Annotated in this window: 11 protein-coding genes and 1 tRNA gene; 7 read left to right on the forward strand and 5 right to left on the reverse strand. The window is 58.9% G+C overall.

The features are described 5' to 3' along the window. The first annotated feature begins 42 nt into the window (after window positions 1-42). Complete coding sequence (locus Q1A59_RS16055) at window positions 43-564, forward strand: hypothetical protein (RefSeq protein WP_298490580.1); 522 nt, start codon at window positions 43-45, stop codon at window positions 562-564. A 385-nt stretch (window positions 565-949) separates the two neighbouring features. Here Q1A59_RS16055 and Q1A59_RS16060 read toward each other — a convergent pair whose 3' ends face one another. The 3 genes from Q1A59_RS16060 to Q1A59_RS16070 form a co-directional block, all read right to left on the reverse strand. Beyond that, window positions 950-2,365: an aminotransferase class V-fold PLP-dependent enzyme gene (locus Q1A59_RS16060; RefSeq protein WP_298405084.1), complete on the reverse strand. Its 1,416-nt coding sequence runs from the start codon at window positions 2,363-2,365 to the stop codon at window positions 950-952. Window positions 2,366-3,041: 676 nt separating this feature from the next. After that, window positions 3,042-3,116: transfer RNA gene (locus tag Q1A59_RS16065), tRNA-Asn, on the reverse strand. A gap of 285 nt (window positions 3,117-3,401) precedes the next feature. Then, window positions 3,402-3,647 carry a type II toxin-antitoxin system Phd/YefM family antitoxin gene (locus Q1A59_RS16070; RefSeq protein ID WP_298405082.1) on the reverse strand — a complete coding sequence of 82 codons (246 nt, stop codon included), beginning with the start codon at window positions 3,645-3,647 and terminating at the stop codon, window positions 3,402-3,404. Between the two features lie 222 nt (window positions 3,648-3,869). On the opposite strand from Q1A59_RS16070, the gene Q1A59_RS16075 reads away from it, so the two are divergent. Continuing rightward, the gene (locus Q1A59_RS16075) at window positions 3,870-4,985 is read left to right on the forward strand and encodes a tRNA guanosine(34) transglycosylase Tgt (protein WP_298405080.1); all 1,116 of its coding nucleotides are present in this window, start codon (window positions 3,870-3,872) and stop codon (window positions 4,983-4,985) included. A 233-nt stretch (window positions 4,986-5,218) separates the two neighbouring features. After that, entirely contained in the window at window positions 5,219-6,043 is an 825-nt protein-coding gene (locus Q1A59_RS16080) for a 16S rRNA methyltransferase (RefSeq protein WP_298405078.1), read from the forward strand. Here Q1A59_RS16080 and Q1A59_RS16085 read toward each other — a convergent pair. Continuing rightward, window positions 6,016-6,492, reverse strand: a complete 477-nt coding sequence (locus tag Q1A59_RS16085; protein WP_298405076.1) for a low molecular weight protein-tyrosine-phosphatase — start codon at window positions 6,490-6,492, stop codon at window positions 6,016-6,018. The genes Q1A59_RS16080 and Q1A59_RS16085 overlap by 28 nt on opposite strands. 12 nt (window positions 6,493-6,504) lie before the next feature. Next, window positions 6,505-7,410: a metalloenzyme gene (locus Q1A59_RS16090; RefSeq protein WP_298405074.1), complete on the reverse strand. Its 906-nt coding sequence runs from the start codon at window positions 7,408-7,410 to the stop codon at window positions 6,505-6,507. Between the two features lie 323 nt (window positions 7,411-7,733). Here Q1A59_RS16090 and Q1A59_RS16095 point away from each other — a divergent pair, with 323 nt between their 5' ends. From Q1A59_RS16095 to ilvD, 4 genes are all read left to right on the forward strand, one after another. Next, window positions 7,734-8,906, forward strand: a complete 1,173-nt coding sequence (locus Q1A59_RS16095) for a 30S ribosomal protein S1 (RefSeq protein ID WP_298405072.1) — start codon at window positions 7,734-7,736, stop codon at window positions 8,904-8,906. 150 nt (window positions 8,907-9,056) lie between these two features. Continuing rightward, window positions 9,057-10,043 (forward strand): ornithine cyclodeaminase family protein, encoded by a 987-nt coding sequence (locus tag Q1A59_RS16100; protein WP_298405070.1) that lies wholly within the window; start codon window positions 9,057-9,059, stop codon window positions 10,041-10,043. A 118-nt stretch (window positions 10,044-10,161) separates the two neighbouring features. Next, window positions 10,162-11,502 (forward strand): UDP-glucose/GDP-mannose dehydrogenase family protein, encoded by a 1,341-nt coding sequence (locus Q1A59_RS16105; RefSeq protein ID WP_299645234.1) that lies wholly within the window; start codon window positions 10,162-10,164, stop codon window positions 11,500-11,502. A gap of 158 nt (window positions 11,503-11,660) precedes the next feature. Further along, window positions 11,661-13,346, forward strand: a complete 1,686-nt coding sequence (ilvD, locus tag Q1A59_RS16110) for a dihydroxy-acid dehydratase (RefSeq protein WP_298405067.1) — start codon at window positions 11,661-11,663, stop codon at window positions 13,344-13,346. Window positions 13,347-13,377 lie beyond the last annotated feature (31 nt).

Genomic DNA, 13,377 nt, shown 5'->3' on the forward strand with positions numbered 1-13,377 from the left:
GGTTTCGTTCTCTTGCTCAAAACTAAACTAGAATGACGTTGTATGCGCCAACGAATATTCTTGCTAACGCTTGTCTTGATCCTCGCTGGCTGTGGTCGGTCATTCATTCCCGAACCGGTGCTTGCCCCACCTGATGCGCCGGTACACGTTCAGTACCTCTTGCCACCTACCTTCGCCGATGACTACGAAGTGTTGCCAGACCCAACCCCGTTTGCCGACGAACGAGGCTTTCTGGTTGCGCTACGCCCTCGGGGTGGTACAGCCACGATCACGATCGGCGGCGGTACCCCGGCCCGCGCCGTGTGGGAACAACATCAGCCGGTTGAGGGGAGTGATCGAGTAAAACCGTATCTCCTCCGTGGTGCTCGGGGGGTGAAGGTAGTCGATCCCGGTCTGATCACGATGGCATGGGTGGCTGATGGAGTGCCATACTACGTTTCAGTCACGACGGTCGATGACAAGACGGTAGAGATTTTTACGAATGCGTTGGCTGTTTACGATCTCAATGCATGGCAGAGCCGCGTGGCAAAGGGACGCAGCAGCGCTGCGCCCCGCACCCCGTGAACGGTATAGGTTCGGCGTGTGTTACCGTCTATTCCGTCGTATGCGGGGCATAGTACCTTGCACCTCGTGCCCTCTCCCCCTAGGGATGATGGCGAACATCGACCAGTAAATGCATCAGTGCTTCCCTCTCTCCACTAGGGAGCGGGGAAAGGGAATGATGGTCAGCAGTCATTATCCAAAGGCGACGTATAGGCAATGCCGGTCACCAATGGAGGGGTGCAGCACTGCTGCGCCCCACACCCGGGATAAGGGCGGAGGGTATGCCACCCATCCATCGTGTGCGGGGCACGGGGTGAGGTACCCAGCAGTCATTACGCGGAGGCGATGAGGGGGTTCAGATCACAAGCCGTTACCGAAGGCATACTCTCGCTATCATCTTACTTTCCTATAACCTATTCACCACCGTTTGCATCAGCTCCCACAGCGCAGCCACATCAGCATGCTCGGTTGGTTCAGCGCCGATGCTAATCCGCGCCATCCAACGGCCATCGAGGATGGCCGGCGTCAAGTAAGCTGCGCCACTAGCATTGATTGCGCCAATCCAACCCAAGGTATGGCGGTCAAGCACTTCACCGGCAAGACCCGGCGGCTCATGACGCACACAGACAGTCTGCAACGGCACCGGCGCCAGTCGCCGCCACTGCGGCGTTGCATCAATCTGCGCAGCCAGCCAGCGGGCGTTGGCAAGATCACGGCGCAAGCGGGCACGCAAGCCCTCGGCCCCTTCGCAGCGCAACAGGAAGTAGAGCTTGAGCGCGCGGAAGCGCCGGCCCAGCGGGATGCCCCAGTCACGGTAGTTGGTAACAGCGCCGTCGGCGCTTGTCTGCAAATAGCTAGGGTTGGTTGACATCACTCGAATCAGATGCTGCGGATCGCGCACGTAATAGAGAGAGCAGTCGAACGCCGCTCCTAGCCATTTATGCGGATTCAGCACCAGACTATCGGCCTGCTCGATCCCTTGCCAAAGGTGGCGACATTCGGGCAAGATCATCGCCGAGCCGGCCATTGCTGCATCAACGTGCAGCCAAACCCCTTCGCGTTGGCAAATTGCGCCGATCGGTTCAAGTGGATCGCAGGCAGTAGTCGCCGTTGCGCCGGTGCTAGCGACGACGGCGCACGGCGTTCGTCCAGCAGCCCGATCAGCAGCAATAGCGTCCTCAAGGGCATCAACACGCATCGCGAAGCTTTCGTCAACCGGGATGAAGCGCAGATTATCGCGGCCAAAGCCGGCCAGCAACGCCGCCTTCTCAACCGAACTGTGACTCTGAGTTGAGGTATAGACGACCAGTGGCTGCGGTAGCGCCTGCAACCCGCCACGCGCTTGGCTATGGTCGCTGGCCCGCTCGCGGGCGCAGAGCAGTGCCACCAAGGTACTGGTGCTGGCCGTATCCTGAATCACTCCGCGCCATGCCTCGCTCAACCCCAACAACTGCCGCATCCAATCGGTCGTCAGCTCTTCTAGCTCGGTGAGGGGCGGGCTTGCCTGCCAATTCAACCCCAACTGGCCCAAACCACCGCTCAGCATATCACCCAACAGCGAAGCGAGACTGGCGTTGGCCGGGAAGTAGCCGAAAAAGCGCGGGTGTTGCCAATTCGATAGGCGCGGCATGATGAGCTGCTCGACATCGGCCAAAATTACTTCTGGCGGTTCGGCTTGTTCGGGCGGGGCAGCCGGCAACTGGTTGCGCAATTCGCCGGGATGGGCCTGCGACCAGACTGGGCGTCTAGCGATGGTGGCGCGGTAATCGGCGATCAGATCAATGATTTGGTAGCCAAGGCGACGAAATTCATCGGGGTGCATGGCATATTCCTGTCCATCACAACGCGATCAATCGTGTGCAGCCGCACGGCGGTGCGGCTCCATAACCGGTGCCTCACAGTGCGATCCATTCTATAACAGCCGCGCGACGGTGCGGCTTCATGATGGCGCAACCGGCGATCTGTCACATTGACCGATATGATACCAAAAACAAACAAAGCCGCGCGTTGCGTGACCTTTCGATGTACCTGCCATCTGCGCCATTCGCTGGATCGAGCCGCTTGTAGCTCAGCGCAGGTGGTCTGGTCAGATTTCTTACTGAGCGGATACCCGCCAGCCGTGGTAGCAAAGCGACTGTGGTTGCTGGTTCATTAGTAGCAGAAAGGGGACAATAAAGCTCATTTCAGCCAGTGAAGTCTCTCAGCTTTTTGCAATGATATGGAGTGCTCATATAAATCTATAAACGTATGTGGTCTCCTCCCACCAACTCTTATCATACGGGATGTGTATCTACGAGGGGGTAGCGATCTTGGGCCCCGGCTCGATCAGCCTCGTAATGCACATCTGATCCGACCAAGCGGGTGGATGCGCTAGGAACAGCGGCGATCGCAACGTGATGGCTCAGCCTGCCTGCGGTGGCGCTGCCCGGCGTGGGTGCCCTCGTACAAAATGCAAACACCCGGCAAATATCGCCGGGTGTTTCTGATGGAACATTTTGTGGCTCCCCAACCTGGATTCGAACCAGGAACCCGCTGATTAACAGTCAGCTGCTCTACCATTGAGCTATTGGGGATTGATTTCGGTTGAGAGTATAGCACAGGTCGGTAAAACGTGCAAGTGGCTGGAGCAAGGATCCCTGTATGGTGTTTTATGGCTTCCTGATGCGACGAACATCAATGAGGTCGAGTGTTAGAAGAATGTTGGGATTCTGAGATGTTGGTAACACACTGGCGATTTTGCTGCACAGTGGTGGCGTTTCTTTGCCGGTGTGCTCGCTCTAGCATCCGTGATCAAAAAACATAACGCAGCCATAACGATCTACGGCTGCGCTTGTGTGTGGTAATATGCCGGCAGTTGATTACTCGGCGCCCTCGCTATGGCCGTTGCGCTCAGCTTCATAGCGCTCGGCCAGTTCGCGCAGGGCGGTAAACAGTTCAACATCGAGCAAGACCCCAGCCGGATAGCCCTTCTGGGTGACAATAATCGGCTGGTGGGTGGCCTGTGAGCGCTTGATCAGCGCGGCGAGCGATGATGCTGCCTTCGAGATTGGCACTACGCCTTGGCGAAGGTCAACATTGAGTAGGTTTTTGGTGATGTCGGACATTGGTCGCTCCATTCTACAAGTAGAAACTTGCTTTTTGCCTTTGATTCTCTCTTTGTGACCGGTCATGAGAGCCAATGCCGAGCAAAGTAGATGATGCATCTACCTTGTAGCTGCACACGCGGCAGACGAAACCGGTACAAATAAGGAATCAGATTCAGTATGCTTCTGCGACAGTATAGCGCATCATATACTAAATTTCAACTCTAGATTATTGTTAGGAATATGTCTATATCGCTGACCCTCAACCATGGCCAATTAGCCTTGCCGGTTTTTTTGCCTGATGCTACGTTTGGCACGGTGCGCGCCGTTGATAGCCGTGATTTGGTTGAGGCCGGCATCACGGCGTTGGTGATGAATGTGTTCCACCTGATGCAACGACCCGGTAGTTCGACGATCGCTGCGCTCGGCGGGTTGCACCGGATGGCGGCGTGGGATGGGCCAATTGTGACTGATAGCGGCGGTTTTCAGGCCTATTCGCTGATCCGGAATAATCCAAAGCAAGGCCGGATTTCGGATCAGGGTTTAGTTTTTCAACCGGAAGGCGCTGAGCGACGCTTTCAACTGACCCCTGAAAAGAGCATTCAACTGCAACTGAGCTATGGCGCTGATATTGTGATCTGCCTCGATGATTGCACGCATGTTGATGATTCGCCTGCCGAGCAGCGCCGTTCGGTCGAGCGGACGATCCGCTGGGCGCGGCGGTGCCGCGCGGAGTTTGACCGGCAAGTTGCCCAGCAAAAGCGCAGCGGGCCGCCGCCGTTGCTGTTTGCGGTGGTGCAGGGCGGCGGCGATTTGGCGTTGCGGGCTGAATGCGCAGCGGCGTTGCTTGAGATTGGGTTTGATGGCTTCGGCTTCGGCGGCTGGCCGCTCGATGCCCAAGGTCAGTTGCTGAGCGAGACGCTCGCCTTTACCCGCGCGCAGATTCCGGCCCAGTTTCCCATGCATGCGCTCGGCGTCGGCCATCCGGCCAGTGTGGTGGCCTGCGCGCGGATGGGCTACGATATCTTTGATAGCGCGCTGCCGACCCGCGATGCCCGGCAGGGTCGCTTGCTGGCCTTTACTGCTGACCCGCAGCGGCCCGGCTTTCGCTTGACCGGCGAGTGGTTTAGCTATGTCTACCTTGCCGATCGTAAGCATATCAAGGCTGATACGCCGATTTCGCCGGGGTGCGCGTGTTTTACCTGCCGTCGCTATAGCCTTGGCTATCTGCACCACCTGCACAAGCTGGGTGAGACGCTGGCGTTGCGATTGGCGACGATCCATAACTTGCATTTTATGGCGCAGGTGATGGAATTGATTCGGCGGGAACGGAGCGCAGCGCAACCGGGTGAGGTGTGATGAACTCGACAGCAAGCCACAAGCGTGGCTAAGGCATGGTACGAAGTGCCGCAAGCGAAGCAAGCACACCCTACTCCTTCCTCTGCGCTAACGGATGAACCATCGAAACACAGAGGCCCAGAGGTGTCAGAAAGAGCGACCATACCCTCCTCCCTCTATGCCCTCTGTGGTAAACTCCATGACGCGCTGCTAGGGGCAAGCAAACGTTCGCGTTCTCTGCGGTACAGACACGTATGGCACATTTTGACGATCAATTGATTGAACTGATCGCCGCCGTGCAGGCGAGCGCGCACTACCGTACCATTGATCCGCAGGTGATCGAACGGGTGGGCTGGTCGGCGTTGCAGCGTTATCCATCGCTGAAAGCGGCGATCAAAGCGACCAAGACCGAATTACACCAGATGATCGGCGCCTATGCCGATCGCGCGCCGCAGTATGCACAGTGGCTCGCTGAATTGCAATCAGCGCCAAACGAGGCAACCCGCCAAGCGGTGTGTCGGCGCTTGCTGTCCAAGCACGCCTCGACCCGCGAGCGCTTGCCGGCGCTAGCCCAGCTCTACCCGGCGTGTTTTGGCGGCCAACCGCCGCAGCGCGTGCTCGACCTTGGCTGCGGGCTTAATCCGCTCGCCATCCCGTGGATGGCCTTGTCCCCAACCACGTGGTACGCTGCTTACGATATTGACACCGCCCTCTGCGCGTTTTTGCACGCAGCCCTGCCGCTGCTCGGCGTGCAGGGAGCAGCCGGCATCTGCGATTTAATCGCGGGGCCGCCGCCAGTAGCGGCTGATGTCGCGCTCGTCTTGAAAACGATCCCGCTGCTCGAACAGCAACGGCGCGGCGCCGGCGCCGATCTTCTGCGCGCTATCCAAGCTCCCCGGCTCGTCGTTTCGTTCCCCACCCGCAGCTTGGGCGGGCGCAATGTGGGCATGGCGACGACCTACCGCGGCTACATGGACACCCTAGCCGCCGCCGAAGGGTGGTCGCCGCGCGTGATCGAATTGCCCAACGAACTCGTGTTTGTGATCGAACGTCACACCCCCTCGCGTTCGCGGATGTAGGCCAACAAATTGCGGCACGCCGTCTCGATCAACTGGTACACTTCCTCGAAGCGACCGTTGTAGTAGGGATCGGGCACCTCAGTGACCCCTAATTCCGGCGCAAAACTCAACAACAGTTTAGCCCGTTCGCGCGCTTTGGGGTGGAAACGGCCTATATCAGCCAGATTCTCGCGATCCATCACCAAAATGTAGTCAAACTGATCAATATCAGCCGAGCGCACCTGCCGTGCCCGCATCCCGGCGGTCGAAATGTTATGGCGGGCCAGCACCCGCTGCGTCCCCGGATGCGGTGGCTCGCCGACGTGCCAACCGCCGGTGCCGGCTGAATCGATCTCAAACTGATCGCTGAGACCGGCTTGCTCGACCAAATGGCGGAAGATGGCTTCGGCCATTGGCGAGCGGCAGATATTGCCCATACAGACGAACAGGACGCGGATTTTTTGTTGCATAGCTTCCTCGTGTTAGATGTTAGCCAACGCGGCCAAGATCGCATCGGCCACTTCATCAATCCGGCGCACATGGCGGAAATAGCCGACGTGCGGCCCGATCACCAACAGCGGCGTAGGCGCGGTGGTGTGGGTAGTGGTGGCCGCCTGTTCGATATTGCCATGATCCGACGCAATCAGCAAGCTGTCGGTTAGCCGGCGCGCGCGCAGCCAACCGGCCAGCAAACCATCAATACGGGTGAGCGCGGTAACAGCGCCGTCAGGGTCAAGCCGGCCATGGCCGGCGAGATCGGGCAAAAAGCTCTCGAAAAAGACCAGATCGTAGTCGCTCGCCAAACGCGCCAGCCGCTCACCGGCCTCTTGCGGGCTAACCGGCGCGATTGTCGCTGCCTCCGGATCGCGCGCTGCCAATCCCTCGCCGGTAATATCCCAACTCAACGCGCGCCCGGCCCGCAAATCGTCAAGGTTGCGCAGATAGAGACCGGCACCCTCGGCAGCGATCACACTCGCCGAACGGCGCAGCCGGCGGGCGGCTAGCGCCTGCCAGTAGCCAGCGGTGAAGACATTGGCAAACGCTACTCGCTTCCCCGCCGCTTGCGCGCGCCGGAAGAGCGAGCGTTCGGCCAATAGTGGGCGCAGCGCCACCGGCGGAAAATGCGGTTGGTGTCTCCCGTGCAGCGCCGGTGCGTTGACGCCAGCCAGCAAGGCGACGTGGTTAGTGCCGCTTTGCGGCAGACCTTCCACCCCTAGGCAAGCATCGAGCGGCGCAAGCAGCACTCCATCGCGATCGCCGATCTGCTCAACCGTCAATGGCCCGCCAAGCAACCCTTGCAGCGTCGGCATCGGCACATTCGCCAGCGGATTGGTTGGTGAAGATGGAGCTAATCCTACCCCATCCAGAAACACAAAGATGAATGCCATGCCAGAATCGTTCATTAAAATAAGGCAAACACCCTTTGCCCGGCTTGTGAAAATGTTGACAGGTTCACCATCATCGCCTATAATTGCCGCCATTGTAAAACAAGTCTCGACTTCCGCGACGGTCAACTCCACCGACTGGAACGGTACGACGGCCTTGGAGCACTTGCCAGCCTGCGGAGCCGGCGGCTCGCGCCAGCGTAGCGATCTGCACACAAAGCATTTTGCGCGACCTGACGTGTACCACCGCACGACCCGGATCGCGCTCTTTTTGCGCCGCCGCGGCAGTTGAGACAAACTAAATCTCTTTGAGGAGGCTTTGTAGCATGTCTGTCCAGCCCGACCCTGTGACCCGGCAGAACGAGGAAGATCTGGATTGGACCCAGTTGCTCGATGAGTATGATTATGCCCGTCCCCAGCGCGGTGAGCTGCGCGAAGGCTTGATCATGCACATCGAAGAGAGTGGTGTTCTGGTCTCGATTGGCACCAAGCGTGAAGGCGTGATTCCGGCTCAAGATTTGCGCCAGATGGGTGATGATTTCATCAACTCGCTGAAAGTTGGCGATACGGTTCAAGTGTATGTACAAGAGCCGGAAAACCGCGACGGTGACTTGATTCTCTCGCTTACGATGGTGCAGGTGGCGAAGGACTGGGAAGTAGCCGAGCAGCTCTTCCACGATGGTGGCATTACCCGCTGCAAGGTGATCGGTTTCAACAAGGGCGGTTTGTTGGTGCAGTTCAACCGCATTCGCGGCTTTGTGCCGGCGTCGCAGGTGGCGCAACTGCACGGGCGTACCGCTGCTGATGAGCGGCAGCAAGCGCTGCAAAAGATGGTCAATCAGGAGATTCCGCTCAAGGTGATCGAGGTTGATCGCGAGCGCAACCGGTTGGTGCTCTCTGAGCGGGCGGCAACCCAAGAGTGGCGCAAGGCGCAGAAGCATCGTTTGCTCACCGAGTTGCAGCCGGGTGATGTGCTGGTGGGGCGGGTCAACCAGCTTACCAATTTCGGCGCGTTTATCGATCTGGGCGGCGCCGATGGCTTGGCCCACATCTCCGAGTTGAGCTGGCAGCGGGTCAATCATCCGCGTGAGGTGCTCCAACCCGGCCAAGAGGTCAAGGTGGTTGTGGTCGAGATTGACCGCGAGCGCGAGCGCATCGGTCTGTCGATCCGCCAGTTGCAGAACAACCCGTGGGAAACAATTGACCAGCGTTATACGCTCGGCCAACTGGTGACCGGCCCGGTGACGAATGTGACGCCGTTTGGTGCTTTCGTGCAGGTAGAGGAGGCGGTTGAGGGCCTGATCCACGCCAGCGAGCTTGACGCCGATCCGCAGACGCAGCCGCGTGATGTGTTGCAACCCGGCCAGATAGTCACCGCGCGCGTAATTAGCCTCGATCGCCAGCGCCAGCGGATGGGGCTGTCGCTGCGCCGGATCAACGACAATGAGGTGGCTCCTGCTCCGGCTGAGACCGAGAGTGATCAGCCGGCGCAGGCATAGGTGTGGCACACGGATCGCGATTTGATAATCTTACATGGTAAAGCCGTTGCATTGCAACGGCTCCTAAAACCGGCATAGATTCCCATCCGTGCCGGTTTTGTCGTATGATAAGAGGCGGTTACGGTTCGCACGACCAACGAGGAGGTGGGCATGCGATTTCTCTCGGCGACTGATGTCGCACAGGCCGTGCCGATGACAGCAGCGATTGATGCGGTGGAGCAGGCTTTTGGCATGCTCGCGCGCGGCGAAGCTGACATTCCGCTACGTACCGCAATTGCAACCCCCGCGTATGCCGCGACAACCTTCTTTATGCCCGGGCGGCTGGGCGGCGATTCACCAGCGCTCGGCCTCAAGACCGTCTCGGTCTTTCCACAGAATATCTATCGTGCCGAACCAACGATCTACGCGCTCGTGACGCTCTTCGATCCGGCGAGCGGGCGACCGCTGGCGGTGCTCGATGGCACGTACCTGACCGCGTTGCGCACCGGCGCGGCGTCAGGGGTGGCGACCCGCTGGCTGGCCCGCCCCGATGCGCGCACGCTGGTGGTGTTCGGCGCCGGCGCACAGGCATTGCCGCAAGCGCAAGCCGTGCTGGCTGTGCGGCCCGCAATCAATAATGTCTGGATTGTCAATCGAACCCGTGATCGGGCAACCCTTCTTGCTGCGCGTCTGCGCGGCGAGGGTTTTCGCGGTGATATTCGGATTGCGACCGATCCAACGATGCCGCTTGCAGAAGCTGATGTGATCTGTACCGCTACGAGTAGCGCCACGCCGCTCTTCACCGCCAATCTCGTGCGGCCCGGTACCCATATCAACGCTATCGGCGCGTATCGCCCGGATATGGCCGAGATCCCGCCGGCGCTGGTTGCGCGCAGCCGACTCTTCGTCGATCAGCGCCACGCGGCATGGGCCGAAGCCGGTGATCTGATCCAAGCGCGTGCCGCCGGCCTCATTGATGAACAGCATTGTATCGGTGAGGTGGGCGAATTAGTGAACGGGATGGTTGCCGGACGCACCGCCGCCGATGAGATAACGCTTTTCAAGTCGGTGGGGAATGCAGTGCAGGATCTCGCGGTGGCGGCGTTAGCGTTGCAACGCGCTCATGAATTAGGGTTAGGGACTGAGGTCGCCCTCTGAGCTTTTGTTATCAATGGGTGCAGCATTATTCATCGAAATGTCATGTCTGTTGCGTACAACAATAAGTAAAATGCCGTGGATCGGGTCGCTATCCACGCTGACGTAAGGAGACACGATCGTGAAGAACATTTGTGTGGTAGGTACCGGGTATGTAGGTCTAACGACCGGCGTCTGTTTCGCCGATCTTGGCCACTCGGTTACGTGCATCGAGATTGATCTGCACAAGCTCGAACTGCTGCGCAGCGGCAAATCGCCGATCTTCGAGCCCGGTCTCGAAGAGTTGCAAGAGCGGAATATGCGCGCGGGGCGGTTGCGCTTTACTGATGATTATGCGGTCGGCATTCCTGACGCAGAGTTCATTTTCATTACGGTAGGGACGCCGATGGGTGAAGACGGGTCGGCTGATCTGACCTATGTCAAAGCGGCGGCGCGCAGTATCGGCAAGCATTTACGCTCAGGTTCGATTATCATTGACAAGAGTACTGTACCGGTAGGCACCGGTGATATGGTTGAAAACATCATCGCCGAGCACGCTGGCCCTGATGTCAAATTCGATGTTGTTTCAAACCCTGAATTTTTGCGTGAAGGCAGCGCGCTGAGCGACTTCTTCAAACCCGACCGGATCGTGCTGGGGGCAAAGAATCGCGAAGCGGCGCAGCGGGTGGCGGCGTTGCACGAAACCCTCGGCGCGCCGATTATTATCACCGATCTGCGCACGGCGGAGATGATTAAGTACGCCTCGAATGCGTTCCTCGCTACCCGTATCTCGTTTATCAACGAGATTGCCCAGATCTGCGAGCGGTTGGGCGCTGATGTGCGTGAAGTGGCCCGTGGTATGGGCGCCGACAAGCGGATTGGCCCCCACTTCCTCGAAGCCGGCATTGGTTATGGCGGCTCCTGCTTCCCCAAAGATGTGCTGGCACTTTACCACATGGCTGCCTCGTCCGGCTGCCACCCGCAACTGTTGCAGGCAGTGATGGATATCAATAGCGATGCGCGAAAGCGGTTTGTCAAGAAGGTCGAGACGGTGCTAGGCGATCTGACTGGCCGTCTGATCGGTGTGTTGGGGTTGTCGTTTAAGCCCAATACCGACGACATGCGCGAAGCGCCGAGCGTTGATATTATCAATGCGTTGCTCAAGAGAGGGGCGCGGGTGAAGGCTTACGACCCGGTCGCGATGCCGCGGGCCGAAGAGTTGTTGCCGACCGTGACCTTTACTGCGACCGCCTACGATGTAGCTAAGGACGCCGATGCTCTGTTGCTCGTCACTGAGTGGAATGAGTTTAAGCAGTTGGATTGGCATCGGATCAAGCGCTATATGCGCCAGCCGGTGGTGATCGACGGGCGCAATCTCTACGATCCGCGCGAGATGCGCAGTCTTGGCTTTACCTACTGGGGTGTCGGGCGCGGCGAGGCGCCAGTGGCGTTGTGGGAAGAAGCAACGAAGATTAGTGATTAATTGGGGGCAAGATCCCGCCGGATGTTATCATCGCGCAGAGCTGCACGTCAGTGCAGCTCTGTCCATGTTTGACCAAACATTCCTCCATTGCGTCGCCAAATCCAAATCGCGTTACAATACGCTATGTATCCGGTTCAGACGCATTGAGGAGGCTCGCGATGAGCGATAACCGCCGTAGTCGCATGATCACCGAAGGCCCGCAGCGTTCGCCCAATCGGGCAATGCTGCGCGCGGTCGGGTTTGGCGACAAGGATTTTACCAAGCCGATTGTGGGAGTGGCGAATGGCCATAGCACACTGACCCCGTGTAACTCAGGGTTAGGTGCGCTTGCTGCTCGCGCGGAAGAGGCTATTCGCGCCGCCGGTGGTATGCCGCAGATATTCGGCACGATTACCGTCAGCGATGGTATCTCAATGGGTACCGAAGGCATGAAGTATTCGCTGGTCAGCCGCGAGGTGATTGCCGATTCGATTGAAACGGTGGTCAATGCTCAACGCATGGACGGCATTCTCGCGGTGGGTGGCTGCGACAAGAATATGCCCGGTGCCTTGATTGCTATGGCTCGGCTCGATATTCCGGCTATCTTTGTCTATGGCGGCACCATTAAACCCGGCCATTACAAAGGCCGCGATCTAACCATTGTCAGCGCATTTGAGGCGGTCGGTGAATACAGCGCCGGCCGGATCGACGAGCACGAACTGCTTGAGATCGAGCGCCACGCTTGCCCCGGCGCCGGTTCGTGTGGCGGGATGTACACCGCCAACACAATGTCGTCGGCGATTGAAGCGTTGGGCCTGAGCTTGCCCGGCTCTTCGACGATGGCCGCCGAAGACGAAGAGAAGGCGATGAGTGCAGCGCGCTCAGGCGAGGTGCTGGTTGAAGCGATCCGGGCCAATCGCACTGCCCGCCAAATGCTCACCCGCAAATCGTTTGAGAATGCGATTGCGGTGGTGATGGCGCTTGGTGGTTCAACTAATGCCGTTTTGCATCTGCTGGCGATTGCCCATGCCGCTGAGGTGCCGTTGACCATTGACGATTTCGAGACCATTCGCCAGCGCGTGCCGGTGCTCTGCGATCTGAAACCGTCGGGCCGCTATGTGGCGACCGATCTACACCGGGTAGGCGGGGTACCGCAGGTGATGAAGATGTTGCTCAACGCTGGCCTCATCCATGGTGATTGTATGACTGTTACCGGCCAGACGATCGCCGAAGTGCTGGCCGATGTGCCCGACGAGCCGCCGGCTGATCAGGATGTGATCCGCCCCTTCTCGCAACCGATCTACGAGCAGGGCCATCTCGCCATTTTGCGCGGCAATCTGGCCGAAGAGGGTTGTGTCGCCAAGATTACCGGCATCAAGCAGCGCCGTATCACTGGCCCGGCTCGCGTCTTTGACGCCGAAGAGGAGTGTCTTGAGGCGATCTTGAGCGGGAAGATCAAAGCCGGCGATGTGGTCGTTATCCGCTATGAAGGGCCGAAGGGTGGCCCCGGCATGCGCGAAATGCTGGCGCCAACCTCAGCGATTATCGGCGCTGGGTTGGGTGATAGCGTCGGTCTGATTACCGACGGGCGCTTCTCTGGCGGCACCTACGGCTTGGTCGTCGGTCATGTCGCGCCGGAAGCGGCGGTGGGCGGCACGATCGCGTTGGTTGAAGAGGGTGATAGCATTACTATCGATGCTGATGCGCGCCTCTTGCAGCTCAACGTTTCCGACGAAGAGCTAGCCCGACGGCGCGCAGCATGGCAACCGCGTCCGCCGCGCTATACTCGTGGCGTGCTGGCCAAATATGCTAAACTGGTTTCCTCGGCTAGCCTTGGCGCGGTGACCGACCGGTTTACCGAGTAGAACAACCACAGGAGGAGCCAACCAACCGGGC

Source organism: uncultured Chloroflexus sp., assembly GCF_937951745.1.
In the GTDB taxonomy this organism is placed as follows: Bacteria; Chloroflexota; Chloroflexia; order Chloroflexales; family Chloroflexaceae; genus Chloroflexus.